The sequence below is a fragment of the Mycobacterium sp. 852014-50255_SCH5639931 genome, assembly GCF_001665605.1.
Classification (GTDB): domain Bacteria; phylum Actinomycetota; class Actinomycetes; order Mycobacteriales; family Mycobacteriaceae; genus Mycobacterium; species Mycobacterium paraffinicum.
The window spans coordinates 23,745-46,460 of the sequence record NZ_LZSV01000022.1; the positions used below are offsets into that span (position 1 = coordinate 23,745).

A 22,716-nucleotide genomic window follows, 5' to 3' on the forward strand; every position below is an offset into this window, starting at 1 on the left:
ATGCGACCGAAAATCACCTTGACCTTCGACAACGGCCCGACCCCCGGTGTCACGGATCAGGTTCTCGATGTCCTCTCTCGGCGCCAGATATCCGCCATCTTCTTCGTGGTCGGCGAGAAGGTTTCCTCGCCGGCGGGACGCCGGCTGATCGAGCGCGCGGTAAGCGAGGGGCACCGGATTGGCAATCATTCCTTCACCCACGGCCGGCCCCTCGGCGAGCTCTCCGCGCCGGAGACCCTTCGCGAAATCGGCAGCACGCAGGAGGTTTTGGACGAGTTCAACGATGCCGATCGTTACTTCAGGCCGTGGGGAACGGAGGGCGCGCTCGAACGGCGCTGCCTGAATCAGACGGCGGTCGACTACCTCATCGCGGAGAAGTACACCTGTGTCCTGTGGAACAGCGTGCCGCGCGACTGGGCCGACCCCCGCGGATGGGTCGACCGGGCGCTCGCCGATGCCCGTGCCCATCAGCACACCACGGTCGTACTGCACGACCTACCCACCGGCGCGATGGAGCGGCTACCAGAGTTCCTCGATGGGCTCGACGATTCCGGTGTAGAGGTCACCACCGACCTCCCCGACGACTGCGTGCCGATCGTCCGCGGCCGGATGCGAACACCCATCGATCACCTCACTCCGGCGATAAGGTGAACCGGAGGGAGGCCCCAATGAGCGACATGACGGCGCGGTTCTCCGAGATCGTCGGCGAGCACAACCTGCTGGCCGGCGACGCCATCCCCGAGGACTACTGGCACGACGAGGTGTTGACGAAGCCGCCGCAACGGCCAGCGTACGTCGCCAAACCCGCTTCGGCGGAAGCGGTTTCGCAGCTGTTGAAGACCGCCTCGGACCACGGCGTTCCGGTGACGGCCCGCGGGTCCGGGACCGGGCTGTCGGGCGCGGCGATCCCCCGCGCCGACGGGCTGCTGATCTCCTTCGAGCGCATGAACGCGATCCTCGAGGTCGACACCACCAACCAGGTCGCCGTCGTCCAACCCGGCGTCACGCTGACCGAACTGGACGCCGCGACCGCCGACGGCGGCCTGCGGTACATGGTGCACCCGGGCGAGCTGTCGTCCAGCGTCGGCGGCAACGTCGGCACCAACGCCGGCGGCATGAACGCGGTCAAGTACGGGATCGCGCGTAACAACGTGGTCGGGTTGCAGGCGGCGCTGCCGACCGGCGAGCTCATCCGCACCGGCGGCAAGATCGCCAAGATCTCCACCGGCTACGACCTGACCCAGCTCATCGTCGGATCCGAGGGCACCCTGGCCCTGGCCACCGAAGTGACCGTCAAGCTGCATCCGCGGCTCGACCACAACGCCGCGGTGCTCGCCCCGTTCACCGACTTCGACCAGATCATGGCGGCGGTGCCCAAGGTGGTGGGCAGCGGCCTCGCGCCCTACATCCTGGAGTACATCGACAACGTGACGATGGCCGCGCTCGTCCACACCCAGAACCTGGAGCTGGGCGTCCCCGACAGCGTCCGCGACAGTTGCGACGCCTATCTCGTTGTGGCCCTTGAGAACCGGACCGCCGACCGGGTGGACGAGGACGTCGAAGCGGCCGGCGAGCTGCTGGCCGAGCTGGGTGCCGTGGATGCCTATGTGCTCGAAGGGGTATCGGCACGCAAACTGATCGAGGCACGCGAGAAGGCGTTTTGGACGGCGAAGGCGATCGGCGCCGACGACATCATCGACACCGTGGTGCCCCGCTCAGCGATGCCGAAGTTCCTGTCCACCGCGCGCGGCATGGCGGCGGCCGCCGGCGGCGCCGCGGCGGGCTGCGGGCACGCCGGCGACGGCAACGTGCACCTGGCGATCTTCTGTAAGGACCCGGACACGCGCAAGAAGCTCATGACCGACATCTTCGCGCTCGCAATGGAATTGGGTGGTGCGATCTCCGGCGAACACGGCCTGGGCCGCGCCAAGACCCCGTACTTCCTGGAACTGGAAGACCCGGTCAAGGTCGACCTGATGCGCCGCATCAAACGGAGCTTCGACCCCGCGGGCATCCTCAATCCGGACGTGGTCTTTGCCACCGAAGCGCTCAGCCGACAACCGGAAAGTGGCGCTGAGCGGCAAGAGCTTTGAGCCCCTTCTGCATCACCGACCGCACGTGCGTGTCGAGACCTTTGATGTCGTGGGCATCAGGGAAGTTGGCGATTTCGATGGGCGGCAACACCTCGGTGACGATCTTGGTGGGCAGCGGCAAGTTGACCGGCGCGACGACACTGAGCCCGAACGGGAAACCGATGGTGATCGGCAAGATGTCCGTGCGGAACAGCTTGCGCTCCAGCTTGGTGAGCCGAAGCGCTCGTACCAGCCATCTGCCACGGCTCAAGAAGAACTGGCTTTCCTGTCCGCCGATGGACACGGCGGGAACGATCGGGACATTCGCCTCGATGGCCGTGGTGACGTAACCGGTTCGTCCGTCGAAGTCGATGGTGTTCTCCCGCAGCGTCGGCCGGTAGACATCGAAGTCGCCGCCCGGATAGACCAACACGATGGCCCCGGCAGCTAGCGCCTCGGCGGCGTTCTCGCGCGTCGCCCGGATCACCCCGGTGCGTCGCAAAAAGTCACCGGCCGGTCCGGCGAAGATGGTGTCGAAACCAAGAGAGTAGAGGGGGCGGTCGTAGCCGTACTTGTCGTAATAGTCGACGGCGAACACCGGCAGATCGAACGTCGTGAGGCCGCCGGAATGGTTACCCACCACGAGCGCCGGGCCCGGTGGGATGTTGTCCAGGCCGCGCACCTCGGAACGGAAATAACGTTTGACGATCGGGCGGGTCAGCGCGATGACGTGTTCGGTCAGACCGCGGTCCCATTTATCGACGTCGGTCGAGGCGTTGGGGTTGTGACTCATGTCTTTGGCCTCAGATGAGCTGATGGTACGCCCGCCGATCTGGGACGGCATAGTCTCGCCGCCCGGGTTCCTGCCGGCGATTTGCAGGGATACGCCGATGTGCCCGCCTCCGAGCGACAACCGCGCATTCGGTGAACCACCGTCGCGAGTTGTCGCTGTGAGGCGGACACTTCGGGTGCCGCCTCGGCCAGGGACCCCTGTGGCGCCTGTGACTTAAGCCGCCGACGCAAAGTGCTTGTCAGCGTTCAAGTGTGAACACGACGTCGTAGAGACCGGGGTGTGCTTGCCCGTACTCTGCGTTGCGATCGAGGTAGCCCGCTTGGCGAAGCCGGTCGATCACCGACACTGCTGACTCGAGGCTGTCGCTTTGGGCATAATTCACAACGCGTGTTCCATCGTGACTCTTGTGCAGGCTTGCGGAGAGCCACCCCGGCACCGTGCTGGCGAATCGCGCTGCTTCGCTCAGTCGATCGATGAGCGCTTGTTGGCCGCCGTCTGGCACCGTGAAAGTGTTGATTTGAGTGACGATTCCGGCGTTAGTTCGGATGAACGGCATGTTGACCTCCTGTTAGGGGCGCTGCCGCCGGAGGTTCAACGCAGTAGCTCTCGTGCGCGCGTCAAGCCGCCGACGCGTCTGCGCCAGTTGCTTGTCGCGGGTCCGCTGCGCGGTACGGAGCTTCCTCGCGGAAGGGAGCGGGCTTACCGGTGCCGCTCCTGGTCCTTTTCGACGATTTCGAGCGTAAAGAGTGATTGTGAAGCCGCGCAACCTTGTGCGTCGTTAGACCACATCAACCCGGACGTGCTGTGCCCCCTCCGAGCGGCAACCGGTGATGCCCGCCGCGCCGCCTTGGTTGTCGCTGTGAGGCGGGCACTTTGGGTGCCGCCTCCGCCGGGGACCCCTGAGGCGCGTGTGACGTAACCGGCGACGGATCACATCCCGAAGCGCGCGCGACGCACCGCCGCAACCACTTCCGGCGGTCCGCTCACTTCGACGTCCGCCGCCCCCTGCCGGCCAAATAGATACAGCAGCAGCTCGCCCGGTTGGCCGCGCAGGACTGCCGGTGAACCCGGCCGCAGCGTCACCCGCGAGCCGGCCCACTCGACGTCGAGCCCGCTACCAGAAAGCCGCCGACTCAGAAAGCGCCCGCCGCGGCATACGTTCCGCCACAACGCCGCGTCCATGTCGGACGCCAAAGAACGCGGCCCGAGTCCCTGCGCCCTGCGCACGTCCTCGTGGTGCACGAAGAACTCGTTGAGATTGGCCAGCGCGCGCACCCATCCGATGCGGAAGAACCCGACGGGCGGGCCGGACCGGATCCGCGCGACGAGCCACCCGAAATCATGACGGGCCATGGCAACCCTGCGCCGCTCGGCGAACCGTTGGAAGGGGCCGGGAAGGACGAGACACGGCCCCGCAACGACATCGCGCTCTCGCAACGCCAAATGGGCGGCGAGATCGCGACAAGTCCAGTCCTCGATCAGCGTGGGCGCGGCGGGGCCGAGCTCGACGAAAAGATCACACAGTGCGGACCGTTCCCGCGCGTCTAGCGTCGGCCCAGCCACCACCGCAGGTTACTGCAATCACAGTGCGCGCCAAACCAATAAACGTGAACCGGCACACACAACCAACGGTTGTGCCCTCACAACAGCACGACCTCTACCCCCCTAGGCCTAACCCGGGCACTATGAAGCCATGAGACGTGGGCGCAACGGAGCGCCCGCGCTCACCTCTGACTGACAACATCATCGCGTCGATGCCGCGGCCAGCAGCCCTGCAGCCCCACGCACCGCGAAGGAGCACACCACATGACCACAGCACGTCCCGCCAAGACCCGCAGCGAGGGCCAGTGGGCGATGGGTGATCGCGAACCGCTCAACGACACCGAGAAGATCAAGAACGACGACGCGCCGCTGAACGTGCGCGACCGCATCGTCAACGTCTACGCCAACCAGGGCTTCGACAGCATCGACCTCTCCGATCTGCGCGGGCGGTTCCGCTGGATGGGCCTCTACACGCAACGCGAACAGGGCTACGACGGCAGCTGGACCGGCGACGACAACACCGACAAGATCGAAGCCAAGTACTTCATGATGCGGGTCCGCACCGACGGCAAACCGCTGTCGGCGCACTCGATGCGCACCCTGGGTCAGATCTCGACCGAATTCGCCCGCGACACCGCCGACATCAGCGACCGGGAAAACGTGCAGCTGCACTGGATCCGCATCGAGGACGTCCCCGAGATCTGGCGGCGGCTCGACTCCGTCGGCCTGCAGACCACCGAGGCCTGCGGCGACTGTCCGCGTGGCATCCACGGTTCGCCGCTGGCCGGCGACTCGCTCGACGAGGTGCTCGACCCCTCCCCCGCGATCGACGAGATCGTCCGGCGCTCCATGGGCAATCCCGAGTACGCGAACCTGCCGCGCAAGTACAAGACCGCGGTCTCGGGCCTGCAGGACGTCTCCCACGAGACCCACGACGTCGCGTTCGTGGGCGTCAACCATCCCGAGCACGGCCCCGGCCTGGATCTGTGGGTGGGCGGCGGATTGTCGACCAACCCGATGCTGGCCCAGCGGGTCGGGGTGTGGATCCCGCTTGACGAGGTGCCCGACGTCTGGGAGGCCGTCACCCAGGTGTTCCGCGACTACGGCTACCGGCGGATGCGCGCCAAGGCCCGGCTGAAGTTCCTGATCAAGGACTGGGGCGTCGAGAAGTTCCGCGAGGTCCTCGAAACCGAATACCTCAACCGCCGCCTGATCGACGGCCCGGCCCCCGCGCCGGTCAAGCACACCATCGACCACGTCGGCGTGCAGAAGATCAAGAACGGGCTCAACGCGATTGGCGTCGCGCCGATCGCCGGACGCGTCTCGGGCGCCACCCTGTCGGCGGTCGCCGACCTGATGGAAAAGGTCGGCTCCGACCGGGCCCGGCTGACCCCGTTCCAGAAGCTGGTCATCCTCGACGTGCCCGACGCCTTGGTCGACGAGACCGTCGCCGCGCTGGACGCCCTCGGCCTGCCGTCGCGGCCGTCGGCGTGGCGCAAGAACACCATGGCCTGCACCGGCATCGAGTTCTGCAAGCTGTCGTTCGCCGAAACCCGGGTGCGCACAAAGACTTTGGTGCCCGAGCTGGAACAGCGCCTGGCTGACGTCGACTCGAAGCTCGACGTGCCGATCAGCGTCCACCTCAACGGCTGCCCGAACTCGTGCGCGCGAATTCAGGTCGCCGACATCGGCTTCAAGGGCCAGTGGATCGACGACGGCGAGGGCAATTCCGTCGAGGGCTTCCAGGTCCACCTGGGTGGCGGCCTGGGCGAGGCGAGCGGATTCGGCCGAAAGCTGCGCCAGCACAAGGTGACCAGCGACGAGCTCGGCGACTACATCGACCGGGTGACCCGCAGATTCCTCGAAGCCCGCGACGGCGGCGAGACTTTCGCGTCCTGGGCGCTGCGCGCCGACGAGGCCGACCTGCGATAGGAGTTGAGGACCCCGCCATGGTGGCGATGAACTTCACCACGGAGCAGCTGCGTGAGCTGGCCGAGCGCGGTGCTTCCGAGATGGAGGGCGCCGGCGCCGTCGACATCCTGCGCTGGACCGACGAGCACTTCGGCGGCGTCGACGGTCCCCGCGGCTGGACCAACTGCAAGTACGTGGTGGCCGCCAATATGCAAGACGCGGTGGTGGTTTCGCTCGCCTCGGACGTGCGGCCGGGGGTGCCGGTGCTGTTCCTGGACACCGGCTACCACTTCGCCGAAACCATCGGCACCCGCGACGCGGTCGAGTCCGTCTACGACATCCACCTGCTCAACGTCGAACCCGAACACACCGTGGCCGAGCAGGACGAGCTGCTGGGCAAGGACCTCTTCGCCCGCGACCCCAACGAATGCTGCCGGCTGCGCAAGGTCCTCCCCCTGCGCCGCGCGCTGCGCGGTTACGCGGCGTGGGTCAGCGGGCTGCGCCGGGCAGAGGCGGCCACCCGCGCCAACGCCCCCCTGATCAGCTTCGACGAGTCGTTCGAGCTCATCAAGGTCAACCCCATCGCGGCCTGGACCGACGACGACGTCCAGGACTACATCGAGCGGAACAACGTCCTGGTCAATCCGCTCGTCGAGGAGGGCTACCCGTCCATCGGCTGCGCCCCCTGCACCGCCAAGCCGGCCGAGGGTGACGATCCTCGCAGCGGCCGCTGGCGGGGACGAAACAAGATCGAATGCGGGTTGCACGCATCATGAGCACCCTCGTACTCACCGCCCATGGCAGCCGGGACCCACGGTCGGGCGCCAACGCGCAGGCCGTCGTCGACCGGCTGGCCGGCATGCGCCCCGACCTCGACGTTCGGCTGGCGTTCCTGGAGCTCAACGAACCGAACTTCGCCGACGTCCTGGCCGGGTTGCCGGACAGCCGCCGCGCGGTGGTCGCCCCGTTCCTGCTGGCCAGCGCCTACCACGCGCGCCTGGACATCCCCAAGCAGATCGCGAAAGCCGGAGCCCACGGCATCCGCCAGGCCGACGTGCTCGGCGAGGACGACCGGCTGGTGTCGGTACTGCGCGGACGCCTGGCCGAGGTCGGGGTTTCCCCGCACGACGACGACCTCGGCGTGATGGTGGTCGCGATCGGCTCGTCCAACGCCGCGGCAAACGCGCGCACGTCAAAGGTGGCGTCCCGGTTGGCCGTCGGCAGCCGGTGGGTCGGGGCGACGATGGCCTTCGCCACCCGGCCCGAGGCCTCCGTGGAACGCGCCGCCGGCCAGTTGCGCCGCCGCGGCGCCCGCCGGCTCGTCATCGCACCCTGGTTCCTGGCGCCCGGGCTGCTCACCGACGGCGTCTCAACGTATGCGCGGGACAACGGTATTCCGATGGCCGCGCCGCTGGGCGCCCACCCGCTGGTGGCCGAGACCCTGCTCGACCGCTACGACGAGGCGCTGGAAGCCGACGCGGCAGCCTAGCGGCTGTTGATGTGGCTCAACAGATCTCGAACCGCCCCGGCCGGCGGCGTGCGCCCGCCCACCCAGATCGCGCGAAACTTGCGCCGTAAGTCCAACTTCGGAATGGTGACCGCGCTCAGCCGCCCGACCGCCAGGTCGTCGGCCACCGCCAGCCGGCTCATGGCCGCCGGTCCCGCGCCGGCCAGCACGGCCGCGCGCATCGCCGCCGCCGACGTCAGCTCCAATACCGGTGGCGCTTGCTCCATGTCGTCGCCCAGCACCTGACGCAACGCCACCGTCAGCGAATCGCGGATGCCCGAATGCGGTTCGCGGGCCACCAGTGGCGTCTCCGCGAGTTCGCGAGCGGTGACACCCCGCGCCCGTCGCGTCCACTTGTGGCCCGGCGGCACCACGATCACCAGTTCATCCTGACCCACCACACAGGTTCCCAAACCCTTTGGTGTGCCAGGGTTTTCGACAAACCCGAGATCCGCGCTGCCGTCGCGGACCGCGGCGATCGCGTGCTCGCTGTTGGTCGCGGTCAAACTCACCTGCGAGGCAACGACGCCGCGCCGCGTCGCCTCGGTCTGCAGGGACAACAGCCAATGCGGCATCAGCTGCTCGGAGATCGTCTGGCTGGCCGCGACGCGGATCCGCTCGCGGCCCTCCTTGCGCAGCGATCCCATGCCCGCGTCAAGCTCGGTGGCGACCTCGAGCAACCGCCTCGCCCAGTCCGCGACGATCAGGCCCGCCGGCGTCAGCTGCGAGCCGCGCGTGGTCCGCACTGCCAGCGTCACCCCGATCTGGGCCTCCATCGACGCGAGCCGCCGCGAGATGGCCTGCTGGGTCAGCCCGAGTTCGCGCGCGGCGCGGCCCAGGCTGCCGGTCTCGGCGATCGCCAAGAACACCTCGAACGAGGCGAGCTCGGGCATTCGCGGGCTGAGCGGCATGGCTGATCACATCACAATCAATTCGTGTGACACAACGATAGCTTGTGACTCCACAACGCCGGGACCTCTACTCGCGCCCGGTTGCGGCGAGAACCATGGGGTCATGGCCTACGTGATCGCCGAGCCCTGCGTCGATATCAAAGACAAGGCGTGCATCGAGGAATGTCCCGTCGACTGCATCTACGAGGGCGCGCGGATGCTCTACATCCACCCCGACGAGTGTGTCGACTGCGGCGCCTGTGAGCCGGTGTGCCCCGTCGAGTCCATCTACTACGAGGACGACCTGCCCGGCGAATACGGCGAGTACACCCAGATCAACGCCGACTTCTTCACCGAGCTGGGCTCGCCCGGCGGTGCATCGAAGGTCGGGCTGACCGAGAACGATCCCGCCGCGGTCAAGAACCTCGAGAGCCGGGCAGAAGCCACGTAGGGCATTTCGTAAGGTGAGCGGATGCGGACAGCTCGAATACTCCACGTCATCCGGCAGATAGGGTCGCTGATCGTCACGGCGGTGACCGCGGTGTCCACGCTCAACGCGTACCGGCCGTTGGCGCGCAGCGGCTACCTATCGCTCTTCTCGTTTATGTTCGGGCTGGTCGTCACCGAGTTGCCGTTGCAGACCCTGGTCAGCCAGCTCGGCGGTCTGGCGTTGACCGCTCGCCGCCTGACTCGGCCGGTGCAAATCGCAGCGTGGGCGGTGGCAACCGTGTCGGCGATGGGCCTGCTGAACTTCAGCCGCGCCGGGCATAAGGCCAACGTGCCGCTGACCCAGGCGCTGGACGAGGGCCTGGGCGCGGCTCGTCGTACCGAGTCGGGAGACCTGTGGCGCCGGCCGGCCGGCGGCGGGACCGCCAAGACGCCGGGGCTGCTGCGGATGATGCGGATTTATCGCGACTACGCCCACGACTCCAACATCAGCTACGGCGAATTCGGCAGCGCCAACCACCTGGACATTTGGCGCCGTCCCGACCTCGACCCGATTGGCAAGGCGCCGGTGCTCTTCCAGATCCCGGGTGGCGCCTGGACGACGGGAAACAAACGCGGACAAGCCCATCCACTGATGAGCCACCTCGCGGAGTTGGGCTGGATCTGTGTGGCGATCAACTACCGGCACAGCCCGCGCAACACCTGGCCGGACCACATCATCGACGTCAAGCGCGCCCTGGCCTGGGTCAAGGCGCACATCGCCGAGTACGGCGGCGACCCCGAATTCATCGCCATCACCGGCGGTTCGGCCGGCGGCCACCTGTCATCGCTGGCCGCTCTCACCCCCAATGACCCTCAGTTCCAGCCCGGCTTCGAAGACGCCGACACCCGAGTGCAGGCGGCCGTGCCGTTCTACGGCGTCTACGACTTCACCCGGTTCAACGACGCGATGCACCCGATGATGCCCGCCCTGCTCGTCAAATCCGTTGTCAAGCAACGCCCTTCGACGAACCTGCAGCCGTTCATCACCGCGTCACCGGTCAACCACGTTTCGGCCGAGGCTCCCCCGTTTTTCGTCTTGCACGGCCGCAACGACTCGCTGGTGCCCGTCGAGCAGGCGCGTGGATTCGTCGAGCGGCTGCGGCAGGCGAGCAACCAGCCCGTCGTGTACGCCGAGTTGCCGTTCACTCAGCACGCTTTCGACATCTTCGGTTCGGCGCGCGCGGTGCACAGCGCGGTCGCCGTGGAACAGTTCCTGGCCGAGGTCTATGCGACGCGCCGCCAGGCCAACGTGGCCTAATGGCCTAACCGCCCAGCATTTGGGCCACCACGCCGGCGATGATGGTCTCCGGGTCCTGCTCGATGCCCACGCTGAGCAACTCGCCACCGATCGCGAGCGACGCGACGCCGTGCACCAACGACCACAGCGGCGCGGCGAGTTCACGCGGGTCTTGACCGCCGACGATGCCCGCCTGTTGGCACGTCACGATCGCGTCGAGCAGATCGCCGAACGCCTGCTCGCCGGCGACGGCCAGGTCGGGGTGGTCGGCCTTGGAGAGTTCGGCGCCGAACATCACCCGGTAGTGATCCGGGTGGGCGACGGCCCAGCGCACATATGCGCGGCCGAGTTCGACCACCCGGTCCTTCGGGTCGGGCGCGGCGTCGGCGGCCGCGGCCAGTTCGGCGTGTAGGTCACGAAAGCCCTGTTCGGCCACGGTCGCGAGCAGCGCGGCCTTGTCGGCGAAGTGCCGGTACGGGGCGGCGGCGCTGACGCCGGCGCGCCGTGCCGCCTCGGTCAGCGTGAAGCCTTTCGGCCCCTTCTCGGCCACCAGCGACAAAGCGGCGCTGCTCAGGGCGCGTTTCAGGTCGCCGTGGTGATAGCTGTCCCGACGCTCCGCGACTTTCCGCTCCCGTGCCATGTTGACGACATTAACATTAGGGCCTATGTTAAAGCCATTCACATCTCTGGAAGGGGATGAAATGGACCAGCAACTCATGACCCCCCGCGCCGGCGACCGCGATCGGGAGCGGGCGGCAGAACGCCTCGGCCAGGCATTCGCGCAGGGCTACCTGCAATTGGATGAGTACGAGCAACGGGTACAGGCGGTGTTCGGCACGCACACCGCCGAGGAACTCACCCAGCTCCTCGCCGACCTACCGCTCGAGCGGATCCGGCGCGCGGACCCGCGCCGCCGCGCCGCCCGCGTCGAGGCCGCCCGCCGCGGCGTGCGCCTTCACCTCGCCGCCTACCTGGCGATGACCGTCATCGTGCTCACCGTGTGGGCGGCCGTCGCCGCGACCACCGGTGCCACCTACTTCTGGCCGATATGGCCCATCCTCGGCGCCGGGATCGGCCTCGTCAGCCACGCCCTGGGCATTCACCCCGCCGTAAAAACTCTTGCGAAGTAAGGGGTCAGCCATGTCATGGGCAGTCATCACCGGTGCCAGCTCCGGGCTGGGCGCAATTTTCGCCGACCAGCTGGCGCAGCGGGGCATGTCGTTACTGCTCGCCGGGCGTGACGAAGCACGGCTGAGTGCGGTGGCCCAGCGGGTCGACCAGCACGTCGAACTGGCAGTCGGCGACCTTGGCACACAGGCCGGCGTCGATGCGCTCGTCGCCCGCCTGGACGGGCGGGGGGTCGACGTGCTGGTCAACAACGCCGGCTTCGGCACCTACGGCCCGTTCGCCGAGCTCGACGCCGAGCGTGAGCGCGAGCTGGTCGCAGTCAACGTCGACGCGCTGGTGCGGCTGAGCCATGCGGTGCTTCCCGGCATGCTGGCCCGCGGCCGGGGCGGCATCCTGAATGTCGCGTCCACCATCGCGTTTCAGCCCGGGCCGTATCAGGCCACCTATGGCGCGTCCAAGGCGTTCGTGTTGTCGCTGAGCCAAGCGCTGTGGGCGGAGACTCGCGGTTCGGGGGTCACCGTCACGGCGTTGTGCCCCGGACCCACCCGGACTGGGTTCGTCGATGCGCTGGGATCGGACGTCTCGCACACCGCGATCTATCGCCGACTCGCGGCGCCCGAGCCCGTCGTGGCCGCCGGGCTGCGCGCCCTGGACCGGGGCCGCGCCGTCGTCGTGCCCGGGTGGCGCTATCGGCTGATGACGACGAGCACACGATTGATGCCCGGGTGGGTCTCGTCGCTCGTCAGCGCACGGATGCTGCGGCCGGCCGCGTGACGGAAACCGTTGTCCCGCAGCCTAGGTCTTGGGGCGCACCCCGGCCGCGCGATACACGAAAACCGGCTGGACCGGATAACGCAGCGTCGTCGTGGGCAGCGTCTCCAGCACCTCGTCCGGGATGGTCTTCTTGTAGTTGAGCCTCATCGACCCGCTGAAGGCGGGATCGACACCGTGCAGGTCGATTTCCAGCTTCAGCCCTTTGCCGGTGATGGTGGCCCGGGCCGGCCCCTCGCCGCTGTCCCATGCGCAATCGATCGATCGCAGGTTGGCGTCCCCGCGCGCGGGAAGTGTGGCGACGATCCGGGCGGACGTGAACGCGAACGCGCCCGTGTAGCGGGATACACCGGAAGCCGAATAGACCCCCGGCACATGGCCGCTGAAGTGCCGGCTCACCCCGACTTTGCCGGCGCTGAAGATGACGCCCTCGGCTTCGAGCTCGTCGCGCAGCGCCGCGGGCAGTTTGCCGATTTCGGACAAGTTACGGAGAAAGCCGAACACGCACCAGACCGTAGCGCGAGGTCCGGCCGGTGCGCACTCGTTTGCCGGAGAGGTTTACTGCACCGTGACATCGGCCGTATAGCTGCACGCCGCTTTGGAATCCTTGTCGACGAAGCTGGTGTAGGACGTGCCGATGGTGGTGGTCCCCGGCTTCATCGCGGTGAACTTCCACACCTCGGTGCCGGGCGCCCCCAACGCATCGGAACTCGGCGGCACGAACTCGTGACTGATTTGCTTCAGGATCCCCGGATCGCCGACCTTCATCTCCGGCGCCCACCGGTACGGCGTGGTGTAATTCGAGCCCAACTTCACGATCAGCGTGTTGCCGACGGCCAAGGTCATGCTCTGCTTGATGACGTCCTGGGTAAGCACGTCGTTCATGGGCACCTGGAGCGTCTTGGTCGACGGCGGGTTCCTGGATGCGAAGTGGCAGCCCATCACCGTTGACGAAACGAGCACGGCGACTGCTATCAGCAGCCTCATCCTCACAAGATTCATCGCCTCCATTATGGCGGGAAGCCCGATGCCGAGATCGGACTGTATGGCCGGAAGCTTGATACCCAGGTCGGGGTGCCGAGCGGAGGTGGGCCGGCCGACTCGCGACGAGTCCGACCACTGCCTCCACGAACGTCAGAAACCACAGCCCGGCCCGAAGGACGGGACTGGTCAGCCGGGCAGTCATCGCGGCGCCTTGCGCGGACGGTGCGGCAGGTAAGCGCGGATCGCGTCCTGGTAGGGCAGTTGTCCCGCGTCGACCTGCTCCTGGAGGTACTGCTCGAAGGTGATCGCGCCCGCGGCGTGCTCCGGGGTTAGCAGGGCGCCCCCGCGCAGTCCGCGAAACACCTTGCCGGGCAACCGGATCGCGACGATGCGTCGACGTTTACCCACGATCGCCAAGTAGCTGCGGGCAAGGTCTTCGAGTGCGCGCGCCGGCGGGCCGCCGAAATCCGGCGCACGTCCGATCGGCTCGCCGAGCGCCAACCGGGCCAACCGCTCGCCCACGTCGCGCACGTCGACCGGTTGGAACTTGAGGCCCGACGGCAGGACCATGACCGGCGGTTTCGCGAGCATGCGCAATATGACGGCGATCAGATCGTGAAACTGGGTCGCCCGCTGCACCGTCCACGGCAGGCCCGACTCAGCGATCGTGCGTTCGTTGGCGAGCATCATGCGGTACAGGGCGAATGGGACGCGGTCGATTCCGACGATGGAGACGTAAACCAGATGCGGTGAGCCCGCCCGTTTGGCTGCAGCGACCAGATGCTCGCAGGGATAGACGCAGTGCACGATCGTGTCGACGCCGTCGACGGCCGCATCGAGCCCGTCGCCGGTTTGCACGTCGCCCACGACATGCTCGACGTCGGTGCGCTGGTGCCGCCGTCGTCCGCGGCTCAGAACGCGGACGTCCTTGCCGGCGGCCGTCAGCTGGTCGACGACGACGCGACCCACGGTGCCGGTGCCGCCTGTGATCAGTATTCGATTGGTCATACCCTTATGAACCGGGCAGACCCGCCGGATGTGACAACTGGTCGGCGAGGAACCGCAATTTGTCGGGATTTCCCATCGCCCGCAGGGCTGCGATTTGGTCGCCGACGATCTCGAAAGACAGCACGCCGGTCAGCGTTTCGCCGTCGAATGCCAGGATCGCCGGCTCGCCGTTGACCTCGGCGACATCGAGGCGCAGCCCCAGCCGCGGGATGTTCCTGCCGAACGCGCGGGCCACATAGGAGGCCACGCGGTCGCGGCCCGAGATCGGGCGTCGGGCGGCCGCCACCTTGCCGCCCCCGTCGGCCGTCGAGGTCACGTTGTCGGTCAAGATCTCGACGAGCCCGGCGACGTCGCCGGCGCGGGCGGCGCTGAAGAAGCGGTCGACCAGGCGGCGCCACTGCGTCCGATCTGGTTGGAAACGCGGCCGCGGTTCACCCAGGCGCTGCCGCGCTCGCCGGTACAGCTGGCGGGCGTTGGGCTCCGATGTCTGCAGGATCTCGGCAATCTCGGAATGGCTGTAGGCGAATGCTTCTCGGAGAACGAACGCCGCGCGCTCCGTCGGGCTCAGGCGCTCCATCAGGCTCAGCAGCGCGATCGAAATCGACTCGCGTTGTTCGGCGGTATCCAACGGGCCGAGTGCGCGGTCGTCGGTCAGGACCGGCTCCGGGAGCCACGGCCCCGGATAGACCTCTCGACGGGCGCGCGCCGAAGTGAGCCGGTTGAGACACAGGTTCGTGACGGCCGTGGTGAGCCACGCCGGCAGCGACTCGATCGCCTCCGCATCCGCGGTGTGCAGTCGCAGGTAAGCATCCTGGACCGCGTCTTCGGCCTCGCTCGCGGAACCCAGCAGCCGATACGCCAACCAGAACAGGCGCGGCCGTTGAGACTCGAACGCCTCCGCGACGTCGCTCACGCCACCAACACTGCCACGTTTCGGGCGCGCGTTGCCCGCCCCGCACTCGGGGCTGAAGTGAATTGTTACGAGGCTCTGCGCCCAAACCCCGATCGGCGCAAAGCCCGCATGTCCGGCAGGATGGGCAGGTGTTTGGCCTCGTCCTGATCGTTGCGCTCGTCTCCACCGTTATCGTCGGGACGGTCCTCGGCCGGCGCTACCGCGTTGGTCCCCCCGTGCTGCTCATCGTGCTCGGCACGCTGCTGGGCCTGATCCCCAGCTTGGCTCACGTGCACGTCAACGGGGAGATCGTGCTGCTGCTGTTCCTGCCGGCGATCCTCTACTGGGAGGGTCTGAACACCAGCTTCCGGGAGATCCGAGCGAACGCGCGCATCATCGTGTTTCTCAGCGTCGCCCTGGTGATCGCGACGGCGGTGGCCGTGTCGTGGACGGCACGGGCGCTGGGCATGGACTCCCACGCGGCGGCCGTGTTGGGCGCCGTGTTGTCCCCCACCGACGCCGCCGCCGTGGCCGGTTTGGCCAAGAAGTTGCCACGCCGATCGGTCACCGTGCTCAAGGCCGAGAGTCTCATCAACGACGGCACGGCCCTGGTCCTGTTTGCCGTCACGGTCCACGTCGCGATCGGCGGAGCGCAGATCACCCCGATCGACCTGGTTGGTCGTTTCGTCGGCTCCTACCTTGGCGGCATCGCCGCCGGACTTCTGGTCGGCGGAGCGGTCACGCTGCTGCGCAAGAGGCTTGACGCGCCACAGGAGGAAGGGGCGCTCAGCCTGCTGACGCCGTTTGCGGCGTTCTTGCTGGCGCAGAGCATGGATTGCAGCGGGGTGGTTGCGGTCATGGTCGCGGCGTTGATGCTCGCCTACGCCGGGCCGGTGGTGATCCGCGCGCGATCCCGGCTGCAGGCCTACGCGTTCTGGGACAGCGCGACCTTCTTGCTCAACGGCTCGTTGTGGGTGTTCGTCGGTGTCCAGATACCGGGGGCGCTGCGCGGCATAGCCGGCGTGGACGGCGGGATTCGCCACGCCTTGTTCATCGCGCTCGCCGTCACCGCCGTGGTGATCCTGTCGCGCATCTTCTGGGGCGAGATCACCGTGTGGTTGATCCGGCTGATCGACCGCCGAGAAGCGCAGCGGGAACGCCGGGTCGACTGGCGTCAGCGTTTCGTCACCGCCTGGGCGGGATTCCGCGGGGCGGTGTCGCTTGCTGCGGCGCTGGCCGTCCCGATGACCACGCTCAGCGGCGCGCCATTCCCCGACCGCAGCCTGCTCATCTTCATCGTGGTCGTCGTCATCCTCGTGACGGTCCTCGTCCAGGGCACCACGCTGCCCGCAGTGGTGCGCTGGGCGAAGATGCCCGAAGACGTGGCCCACGCCGAGGAATTGCAGCTGGCTCGCACGCGTGGCGCTCGAGCCGCCCTCGACGCGTTGCCGACGGTTGCCGACGAGGTCGGCATCAGCGACGACCTCCGCCGGCGGCTGCAGAAGGAATACGAAGAGAAGGCCGCGCTGGCCCTCGCCACCGAGAACGACTCGACGAACAGCCATCTCGTCAAGAAGAAGGATCTCGTCCGTCGGGTGCGGCTGGGCATGCTCGAGAGCAAGCGCCGCGAGATCACCGCGCTGCGTAACGAGAACCTCATCGACGACATCGTCCTGCGCGAGCTGCAGAACGAGATGGACCTCGAGGAAGTGCAGCTGCTCGACGCCGCCGACAACGAGTAGGGCCCGTCGGTCGTCGACCGTACAGTCGGCTCCATGTTGCAGACGGTGGCGATCCGCGGCTACCGCTCGCTGCGTGAGGTCATAATGCCGCTAAGCCGGCTGTCGGTGGTCACCGGCGCCAACGGCGCCGGCAAGTCCTCGCTGTACCGCGCGTTGCGGTTGCTGGCCGATTGCGGCCGCGGCGAGGTGATCGCGTCGCTCGCCCGCGAGGGTGGGCTGCAGTCCGCGCTGTGGGCCGGGCCCGAGGAGCTCAAGGGCGCCCGCCGGACCGGTAAGGTCGAGGGCACCGTGCGCACCCGGCCGGTATCCCTCGAATTAGGCTTCGCCTCAGACGATTTCGGCTATCTAGTCGACCTCGGAATGCCGCAGATGGCCGGACCGAAGTCGGCCTTCGGCCGGGATCCGGAGATCAAGCGGGAAGCGTTGTTCGCCGGGCCGGTGCTGCGGGCCAGCGCGACGCTCGTGCGCCGAACGCGCGATTTCGCCGAGGTGAGCGCGGATTCGGGCCGCGGGTTCGACGAGTTGTCCCGTTCGTTGCCCACGTACCGCAGCGTGTTGGCCGAGTACGCCCACCCACACGCGCTGCCCGAGCTTGCGGCCGTGCGCGAGCGGCTGCGCGGCTGGCGGTTCTATGACGGCTTCCGCGTCGACGCGGGGGCGCCGGCCCGGCATCCGCAGGTGGGAACGCGAACCCCGGTGCTCTCCGATGACGGCAGCGATTTGGCCGCCGCGATCCAGACGATCATCGAGGCGGGTTTCGACGACCTGAGCCGCGCCGTCGGCGACGCCTTCGACGGCGCCACCGTGTCGGTCGCCGTTCATGACGGGCTGTTCGACCTGCAGCTGCGGCAGCGCGGCATGCTACGGCCGCTCCGCTGCGCCGAATTGTCCGACGGCACACTGCGATTCCTGCTGTGGGCCGCCGCCTTGTTGAGCCCGCAGGCGCCGTCGCTGATGGTGCTCAACGAACCGGAGACCTCGCTGCACCCCGACCTGGTGCGTCCGCTCGCTGGCCTGATCCGCACCGCCGCCGCGAGGACGCAGGTCCTGGTGGTCACCCACTCTCGTGCGCTGCTCGAAGCCACCGGCGACGACACCGTCGAGATCGAGCTCTACAAGGAGTGGGGCGAGACACGTATCGCCGGGCAGAACCTGTTGACGACGCCGCCGTGGGACTGGGGCAAGCGCTAGTTGTTCAAGGGGCGCGCTGTTTTTTACGAATGCATCGCGGGCGCGTAAGAGATGCCGATGATCGTGCCCTCGATGGACTGCAGTCGAGCGACGGTTTGGCCCCACGGCTCGGTATGCGCGTCGTGCAGCAGCATGAAGCCCTTCTGCGTCAACTCGTTTGCTGCGACCTGGACGGTGTCGGCGTCTGCGACCTCGAACTCGACGCTGGCCTGCGGCACCGGCCGCTCAAGTGGCCAGTCAGGCACGCCAAAGCAGGCTTGCGCAGCCTGAGTCAGCGGCCAGACGCCGAAGGACTTGCAGCCGTCGATGCCTTCACCGTGAAGATAGCCGTCGGCTTCCGCGGTTAGGGGCAGACCAAGCGCGTCCACGTACAAGCTTCGGCTGACCGCCGGCTCGGGGGTGATTACTGCAACGCTCGTGATGAATTGCACATCCATGGCTTCACCTTCCAACGCGAATTCGGCTGACCCACCGATCGTGACATCCGGTACCCACACTCCAGGCTAGTCACATTCCTCAGATATTGCCCGGTAGGCAATCTTGCCCACCGGGCACGTTTTGCGTACCTTGGTCCGCATGACCGAACATCCGCGCGGATTGCGGGAGCGCAAGAAGGCCGACACGCGCCGCGCCCTCAGCGACGCCGCGCTCAACCTGGCCTTCGAACGCGGGCTGGACAACGTGACGCGCGAGGACATCGCCAACCTGGCCGGAGTCTCGTTGCGCACCTTCAACAACTACTTCGGCGGCAAGTACGAGGCACTCGCCTATCGGCAGACCGAGCGCATGCGCCGCAGCGTGGCCGCGCTGCGGCAACGCCCGGCCGGCGAGCCGCTGTGGACGTCGATCACGCATGTCGTGCTCGAAGCCTTGGAGGCCGACTTCGGCGACGTATACGGAGAGGAAAACCTGGTGCCGAGCCGCCAGGAGCTCGTCGAGGTGCGCAAAATGCTGATGAACCCCCAGGTGCGTAATGCGTTGCCGCAGGACCTATTCGATGAGTGGCTCGCGGTGATCGCCGAACGCACCGGCACGGACCCCGAGCACGACCTGTACCCGCGGCTGCTGGTGGCGATCGTGCGTGCCGTCGGCGACGCCGCGGCCGAGGCCTACGTGCGAGCCGACCCGCCGGTCCCGATCACCGACCTGATTCGCGAGGGCTTCGCCGCCGTGAGTGCCGGCCTGCCCGAACCCACCAAGCGCACGGAGAAAACCCATGAGTGACGAACACGCCGACATCGTCATCTCCGGCGCCGGCCCCAATGGGCTCCTGCTGGCGTGCGAGCTCGCGCTGGCCGGCATCCGGCCCGTCGTGCTGGACGCCCTGCCCGGGCCCAGCTCCGAGCCGAAGGCGAACGGCCTTGTGGGGCAGGTGGTTCGGACACTCGACATGCGGGGCCTGTATCGGGAGTTCACCGGCGACCCCAACCCACCGCAGCCGGTCTACGGCTGGATCTTCGCAGCCATGACTTTGGACTTCTCCGGCCTGCCCGACAACCCCATGTACGCGCTGCCCATCCAACAGCCCCGAGTGGTGCGGCTACTGGAGAAGCGGGCCCGCGACCTTGGCGTGGATCTGCGCTGGGGACACGAACTGACGGATTTGGATCAGGAGCCGGAAGCCGTTGGGGTGCAGGTATCTTCGCCCGAGCGTGATTACCGCATCGACGCCGACTACCTGGTGGGTGCCGATGGCGGACGCAGCCTGGTGCGCAAGACGGTGGGCATCGACTTCCCCGGCACCACCCTGGACATCGTGGGCCGGCTCGCCCACGTGCACGTCCCGGACGAATACCGCCGCGCCGACGGCAGCCTCGACATTCCCGGGTTCGGCCGGGTCGCCTTCGGTCACACGCGGTTGGACCGGGGCGGACTGATCTACGCCGAGTTCGAACCCGGCCGATCGCTGTTCGGGACCTTCGAATTCGGGCCGCCGGTCGAGGACAAACCGATGAGCGTGGCCGAACTGCTCGCTAGCGCCCGCCGCGTCCTGGGCGTCGACGTTCCCTTCGAGGAGCCGAAAGGCCCTGGGCCGCATGCCCTTCGTCGGATCAACGGACAGAACACCCGCCACGCCGAGCACTATCGTGACGGCCGGGTCCTGTTGCTCGGCGACGCCGCCCACGTGCACAGCGCCATGGGCGGGCCCGGCCTGAACGTGGGCCTGCAAGACGCCATGAACCTGGGCTGGAAGCTGGCCGCCCACCTCAACGGCTGGGCGCCGGACGGGCTGCTCGACACCTATGAATCCGAGCGACATCTCGTCGGCGAGCGCGTCATGATGCACTCGCAGGCGCAGACCGCGCTCATGTTGCCGGGTCCCGAAGTCGCCGCGCTGCGCACGCTGCTGGGCGAACTTTTCGCCCTCCGCGACGTCGCCAAGCACATGGCCGCGCTGCTGGCCGGCACCGACGTGCGGTACGACGTGGGTGACGAGCACCCGTTGTCGGGTTGGCCCGTGCCCGAGTTGACCCTCGCGGACGGCCGACGGGTCGCCGAGCTGCTGCACGACGCGCGCCCGGTGCTGCTCGACTTCGACGGCGGCGCCGGGGCCGCGGCGTCGGCCTGGTCCGATCGGGTCGACATCGTCACGGCGACGCTCGATGACCCGCCCGCCGCGGCATTGCTGATCCGGCCCGACGGATACGTCGCCTGGGCGGCCGGCGAATTCGGGCCGGCCGACCAAGCCGGCCTGCACGAGGCGCTGCGGCGCTGGTTTGGGCCCGAATCCAACGGTTAGGGCGCGGGTCGCCATCGAGTGTGCACCTATGGCGACCTCGCTCGGCGTGTCGCCGCCCTAGACGCACACTCAAAACCCTCAACGCACACTCGGTCGTATCGCGTCTCGCCGCGACGCGTGCTTGGCTGGGTACATGGCCCCCACGACCCCCGGTGAGCCCGTGCGCAGCGCGCAGAAGGTCGTCGACGTCTTGTCAGCGCAGGGCGTGCAGTACGTCTTCGGCGTGCCCGGCGCGAAGATCGACGCCGTCTACGACGCCCTGCTCGACTCCGGCCCGCAGGTGGTGGTGTGCCGGCACGAACAAAACGCCGCCTTCATGGCCGGGGCGATCGGTCGCCTCACCGGCATCCCCGGCGTGGTGCTTGTGACGTCCGGCCCCGGCACCACCAACCTGGCCACCGGCCTGCTGACCGCCAACACCGAACAAGATCCGGTGGTCGCGTTGTGCGGTGCGGTGCGCCGCCAGGATCGGCTCAAGCGCACGCATCAGTCCATGGACGCCGCCGCCATGCTCCGGACGGTCACCAAGTTCACCGGCGAGGTCAACGACCCGGACAACGCCGCCGAGGCCACCATCGGCGCGTTTCGCGCCGCACAAAGCGAACCGCGCGGGGCGGCCGCAGTGGTGCTGCCCGCCGATGTGTTGGGCGCCCCCACCACGGCGAGCATCCCGGGCCGACAGCCGATTCCGCCGTTGGCGGCCGCCCCCGCCGCGGCCATCGCGACGGCGAGCGAGCTGATCCGCGCCGCCCGGCGGCCGGCCTTGTTGGTTGGGATGCGCGGCGCCGACCCGGACAGCTGCCTGGCGCTGCGCGCCCTGGTCGCCACGACCGGGTTGCCCGTCGTCGAGACCTTTCAGGCCGCGGGGGTGATCTCCCGCGCGTTGGAGGACAACTTCCTCGGCCGGGTCGGACTGTTCCGCAACCAGCCCGGCGACGTCGTCCTCGGGCACGCCGACGTCTTGGTCGCCATCGGGTACGACTCGGTCGAATACGACCCCGTGCTGTGGAACAACGATGCCGCGCGCACCGTCGTGCACATCGACTCGGTTCCCGCCGACATCGACAACCACTACCAGCCGACCGTGGAACTGCTGGGCAACATCGCGGCGACGCTCACCGCGCTGACCGACCAGCTGGCCGACCTGACCCTGACGGACGACTATCAGCACGAGATCGCCACGCAGCGAAAAGCGTTGAGTGACATCGACATCGCTGCCGGTAGCGTCATGCCCGCGGGCCCGGGCCTCAACCCCGTCGCAGTCTTGCTGCGGCTGCGTGAAGAGCTCGACGACACCGCCACCGTCACCTGCGATGTCGGCTCGGTCTACATCTACCTGGCCCGGCATTTCCGCGTCTATGAACCGCGACGGCTGATGTTCTCCAACGGCCAACAGACCCTGGGCGTGGCGCTGCCGTGGGCGATGGCCGCCTGCCTGGTGCGGCCGGGAACGCCCGTGGTGTCCGTCTCCGGCGACGGCGGATTCCTGTTCTCCGCCCAGGAACTCGCGACCGCGACCCAGCTCGGGTTGACGTTCACCCACATCGTCTTCCGGGACAACAGCTACGACATGGTCGGCTTCCAGGAAGCCCTCAAGTACGACCGCAAATCGGGTGTCGAACTGAGCGGCTACGACCTGGTCTCCTACGCGGCGGCCTTCGGCGCCCGCGGCTACCGGGTCAATACGTTGGACGAGTTCACCACCACCCTGCGCCAGGCGTTGGCCGAGGACGGGCCGTCGTTGATCGACGTTCCCGTGGACTACAGCCGGAACACCGACCTGGCCGCACAGCTGCACGACGACCCCTTCGAGTAAGGA

General features: G+C 67.8%; 24 protein-coding genes. 14 read left to right on the forward strand and 10 right to left on the reverse strand.

What is annotated here, in order from left to right; genetic code table 11:
* Window positions 1-651: a polysaccharide deacetylase family protein gene (locus A5758_RS13325; protein WP_067740727.1), complete on the forward strand. Its 651-nt coding sequence runs from the start codon at window positions 1-3 to the stop codon at window positions 649-651.
* A 17-nt stretch (window positions 652-668) separates the two neighbouring features.
* The gene (locus tag A5758_RS13330) at window positions 669-2,093 is read left to right on the forward strand and encodes an FAD-binding oxidoreductase (protein WP_067740579.1); all 1,425 of its coding nucleotides are present in this window, start codon (window positions 669-671) and stop codon (window positions 2,091-2,093) included.
* On the opposite strand, the gene A5758_RS13335 is transcribed toward A5758_RS13330, so the two are convergent.
* The 3 genes from A5758_RS13335 to A5758_RS13345 form a co-directional block, all read right to left on the reverse strand.
* The gene (locus tag A5758_RS13335) at window positions 2,050-2,865 is read right to left on the reverse strand and encodes a 1-acyl-sn-glycerol-3-phosphate acyltransferase (protein ID WP_067740729.1); all 816 of its coding nucleotides are present in this window, start codon (window positions 2,863-2,865) and stop codon (window positions 2,050-2,052) included. The genes A5758_RS13330 and A5758_RS13335 overlap by 44 nt on opposite strands.
* 238 nt (window positions 2,866-3,103) lie before the next feature.
* Complete coding sequence (locus tag A5758_RS13340) at window positions 3,104-3,421, reverse strand: antibiotic biosynthesis monooxygenase (RefSeq protein ID WP_067740580.1); 318 nt, start codon at window positions 3,419-3,421, stop codon at window positions 3,104-3,106.
* A gap of 374 nt (window positions 3,422-3,795) precedes the next feature.
* Window positions 3,796-4,428 carry a TIGR03085 family metal-binding protein gene (locus A5758_RS13345; protein ID WP_067740731.1) on the reverse strand — a complete coding sequence of 211 codons (633 nt, stop codon included), beginning with the start codon at window positions 4,426-4,428 and terminating at the stop codon, window positions 3,796-3,798.
* Between the two features lie 243 nt (window positions 4,429-4,671).
* On the opposite strand from A5758_RS13345, the gene A5758_RS13350 reads away from it, so the two are divergent.
* Genes A5758_RS13350 through A5758_RS13360 form a run of 3 tightly spaced genes read left to right on the forward strand, consistent with a single transcriptional unit; the run spans window position 4,672 to window position 7,807 of the window.
* A complete protein-coding gene (locus A5758_RS13350; protein ID WP_067740585.1) occupies window positions 4,672-6,339 on the forward strand; it encodes a nitrite/sulfite reductase in 1,668 nt (555 codons plus the stop codon).
* A 17-nt stretch (window positions 6,340-6,356) separates the two neighbouring features.
* Window positions 6,357-7,094 carry a phosphoadenylyl-sulfate reductase gene (locus A5758_RS13355; protein WP_067740587.1) on the forward strand — a complete coding sequence of 246 codons (738 nt, stop codon included), beginning with the start codon at window positions 6,357-6,359 and terminating at the stop codon, window positions 7,092-7,094.
* On the forward strand, window positions 7,091-7,807 hold the full coding sequence (locus A5758_RS13360) for a sirohydrochlorin chelatase (protein ID WP_067740589.1): 717 nt from the start codon (window positions 7,091-7,093) through the stop codon (window positions 7,805-7,807). The genes A5758_RS13355 and A5758_RS13360 overlap by 4 nt, the downstream gene beginning before the upstream one ends.
* Here the strand turns inward: A5758_RS13360 and A5758_RS13365 are convergent.
* A complete protein-coding gene (locus A5758_RS13365) occupies window positions 7,804-8,736 on the reverse strand; it encodes a LysR family transcriptional regulator (protein WP_067212193.1) in 933 nt (310 codons plus the stop codon). The two genes, A5758_RS13360 and A5758_RS13365, sit on opposite strands and share 4 nt — an antisense overlap.
* 103 nt (window positions 8,737-8,839) lie before the next feature.
* On the opposite strand from A5758_RS13365, the gene fdxA reads away from it, so the two are divergent.
* Both fdxA and A5758_RS13375 read left to right on the forward strand, forming a co-directional pair.
* Window positions 8,840-9,166: a ferredoxin gene (fdxA, locus tag A5758_RS13370; protein ID WP_067212196.1), complete on the forward strand. Its 327-nt coding sequence runs from the start codon at window positions 8,840-8,842 to the stop codon at window positions 9,164-9,166.
* 21 nt (window positions 9,167-9,187) lie between these two features.
* A complete protein-coding gene (locus A5758_RS13375) occupies window positions 9,188-10,462 on the forward strand; it encodes an alpha/beta hydrolase (protein WP_067740596.1) in 1,275 nt (424 codons plus the stop codon).
* Window positions 10,463-10,466: 4 nt separating this feature from the next.
* Here the strand turns inward: A5758_RS13375 and A5758_RS13380 are convergent, their stop codons facing one another.
* Entirely contained in the window at window positions 10,467-11,081 is a 615-nt protein-coding gene (locus tag A5758_RS13380; protein WP_067740598.1) for a TetR/AcrR family transcriptional regulator, read from the reverse strand.
* A 61-nt stretch (window positions 11,082-11,142) separates the two neighbouring features.
* Here A5758_RS13380 and A5758_RS13385 point away from each other — a divergent pair, with 61 nt between their 5' ends.
* Window positions 11,143-11,571, forward strand: a complete 429-nt coding sequence (locus A5758_RS13385) for a DUF1707 domain-containing protein (protein ID WP_067740600.1) — start codon at window positions 11,143-11,145, stop codon at window positions 11,569-11,571.
* Between the two features lie 10 nt (window positions 11,572-11,581).
* A complete protein-coding gene (locus A5758_RS13390) occupies window positions 11,582-12,343 on the forward strand; it encodes an SDR family oxidoreductase (RefSeq protein WP_067740602.1) in 762 nt (253 codons plus the stop codon).
* A gap of 21 nt (window positions 12,344-12,364) precedes the next feature.
* On the opposite strand, the gene A5758_RS13395 is transcribed toward A5758_RS13390, so the two are convergent.
* The 4 genes from A5758_RS13395 to A5758_RS13410 all read right to left on the reverse strand — a co-directional run bounded on the left by A5758_RS13395 (window position 12,365) and on the right by A5758_RS13410 (window position 15,245).
* Window positions 12,365-12,844 carry a hypothetical protein gene (locus A5758_RS13395; protein WP_067212209.1) on the reverse strand — a complete coding sequence of 160 codons (480 nt, stop codon included), beginning with the start codon at window positions 12,842-12,844 and terminating at the stop codon, window positions 12,365-12,367.
* Between the two features lie 54 nt (window positions 12,845-12,898).
* A complete protein-coding gene (locus A5758_RS13400) occupies window positions 12,899-13,333 on the reverse strand; it encodes a protease inhibitor I42 family protein (RefSeq protein ID WP_067740733.1) in 435 nt (144 codons plus the stop codon).
* Between the two features lie 189 nt (window positions 13,334-13,522).
* A complete protein-coding gene (locus A5758_RS13405; protein ID WP_067740605.1) occupies window positions 13,523-14,332 on the reverse strand; it encodes an SDR family oxidoreductase in 810 nt (269 codons plus the stop codon).
* Window positions 14,333-14,336: 4 nt separating this feature from the next.
* Window positions 14,337-15,245: an RNA polymerase sigma-70 factor gene (locus tag A5758_RS13410; RefSeq protein WP_067740607.1), complete on the reverse strand. Its 909-nt coding sequence runs from the start codon at window positions 15,243-15,245 to the stop codon at window positions 14,337-14,339.
* Window positions 15,246-15,373: 128 nt separating this feature from the next.
* Between A5758_RS13410 and A5758_RS13415 the strand changes: the two genes are divergently transcribed.
* Window positions 15,374-16,966, forward strand: coding sequence for a Na+/H+ antiporter (locus A5758_RS13415; protein ID WP_067740612.1), 1,593 nt, complete (start codon window positions 15,374-15,376; stop codon window positions 16,964-16,966).
* 33 nt (window positions 16,967-16,999) lie between these two features.
* Window positions 17,000-18,157: an AAA family ATPase gene (locus A5758_RS13420; RefSeq protein WP_067740614.1), complete on the forward strand. Its 1,158-nt coding sequence runs from the start codon at window positions 17,000-17,002 to the stop codon at window positions 18,155-18,157.
* A gap of 23 nt (window positions 18,158-18,180) precedes the next feature.
* Here A5758_RS13420 and A5758_RS13425 read toward each other — a convergent pair whose 3' ends face one another.
* Complete coding sequence (locus A5758_RS13425; protein ID WP_067740616.1) at window positions 18,181-18,594, reverse strand: glyoxalase; 414 nt, start codon at window positions 18,592-18,594, stop codon at window positions 18,181-18,183.
* Between the two features lie 139 nt (window positions 18,595-18,733).
* Here A5758_RS13425 and A5758_RS13430 point away from each other — a divergent pair, with 139 nt between their 5' ends.
* The 3 genes from A5758_RS13430 (at window position 18,734) to alsS (ending at window position 22,713) form a co-directional block, all read left to right on the forward strand.
* Window positions 18,734-19,381 (forward strand): TetR/AcrR family transcriptional regulator, encoded by a 648-nt coding sequence (locus A5758_RS13430; protein ID WP_067740618.1) that lies wholly within the window; start codon window positions 18,734-18,736, stop codon window positions 19,379-19,381.
* Entirely contained in the window at window positions 19,374-20,897 is a 1,524-nt protein-coding gene (locus tag A5758_RS13435; RefSeq protein WP_067740620.1) for an FAD-dependent monooxygenase, read from the forward strand. Before A5758_RS13430 ends, A5758_RS13435 begins: the two co-directional genes overlap by 8 nt.
* A 133-nt stretch (window positions 20,898-21,030) precedes the next feature.
* The gene (gene alsS / locus A5758_RS13440) at window positions 21,031-22,713 is read left to right on the forward strand and encodes an acetolactate synthase AlsS (RefSeq protein ID WP_067740622.1); all 1,683 of its coding nucleotides are present in this window, start codon (window positions 21,031-21,033) and stop codon (window positions 22,711-22,713) included.
* The last annotated feature ends 3 nt before the right edge of the window (window positions 22,714-22,716 follow it).

Coding starts and splice junctions, on each gene's coding strand:
- A5758_RS13325 (WP_067740727.1), top strand. CDS start 1: ATGCGACCGAAAATCACCTTGACCTTCGACAACGGCCCGACCCCCGGT.
- A5758_RS13330 (WP_067740579.1), top strand. CDS start 669: ATGAGCGACATGACGGCGCGGTTCTCCGAGATCGTCGGCGAGCACAAC.
- A5758_RS13335 (WP_067740729.1), bottom strand. CDS start 2,865: ATGAGTCACAACCCCAACGCCTCGACCGACGTCGATAAATGGGACCGC.
- A5758_RS13340 (WP_067740580.1), bottom strand. CDS start 3,421: ATGCCGTTCATCCGAACTAACGCCGGAATCGTCACTCAAATCAACACT.
- A5758_RS13350 (WP_067740585.1), top strand. CDS start 4,672: ATGACCACAGCACGTCCCGCCAAGACCCGCAGCGAGGGCCAGTGGGCG.
- A5758_RS13355 (WP_067740587.1), top strand. CDS start 6,357: ATGGTGGCGATGAACTTCACCACGGAGCAGCTGCGTGAGCTGGCCGAG.
- A5758_RS13360 (WP_067740589.1), top strand. CDS start 7,091: ATGAGCACCCTCGTACTCACCGCCCATGGCAGCCGGGACCCACGGTCG.
- A5758_RS13365 (WP_067212193.1), bottom strand. CDS start 8,736: ATGCCGCTCAGCCCGCGAATGCCCGAGCTCGCCTCGTTCGAGGTGTTC.
- fdxA (WP_067212196.1), top strand. CDS start 8,840: ATGGCCTACGTGATCGCCGAGCCCTGCGTCGATATCAAAGACAAGGCG.
- A5758_RS13375 (WP_067740596.1), top strand. CDS start 9,188: ATGCGGACAGCTCGAATACTCCACGTCATCCGGCAGATAGGGTCGCTG.
- A5758_RS13380 (WP_067740598.1), bottom strand. CDS start 11,081: ATGGCACGGGAGCGGAAAGTCGCGGAGCGTCGGGACAGCTATCACCAC.
- A5758_RS13385 (WP_067740600.1), top strand. CDS start 11,143: ATGGACCAGCAACTCATGACCCCCCGCGCCGGCGACCGCGATCGGGAG.
- A5758_RS13390 (WP_067740602.1), top strand. CDS start 11,582: ATGTCATGGGCAGTCATCACCGGTGCCAGCTCCGGGCTGGGCGCAATT.
- A5758_RS13405 (WP_067740605.1), bottom strand. CDS start 14,332: ATGACCAATCGAATACTGATCACAGGCGGCACCGGCACCGTGGGTCGC.
- A5758_RS13420 (WP_067740614.1), top strand. CDS start 17,000: ATGTTGCAGACGGTGGCGATCCGCGGCTACCGCTCGCTGCGTGAGGTC.
- A5758_RS13425 (WP_067740616.1), bottom strand. CDS start 18,594: ATGGATGTGCAATTCATCACGAGCGTTGCAGTAATCACCCCCGAGCCG.
- A5758_RS13430 (WP_067740618.1), top strand. CDS start 18,734: ATGACCGAACATCCGCGCGGATTGCGGGAGCGCAAGAAGGCCGACACG.
- A5758_RS13435 (WP_067740620.1), top strand. CDS start 19,374: ATGAGTGACGAACACGCCGACATCGTCATCTCCGGCGCCGGCCCCAAT.
- alsS (WP_067740622.1), top strand. CDS start 21,031: ATGGCCCCCACGACCCCCGGTGAGCCCGTGCGCAGCGCGCAGAAGGTC.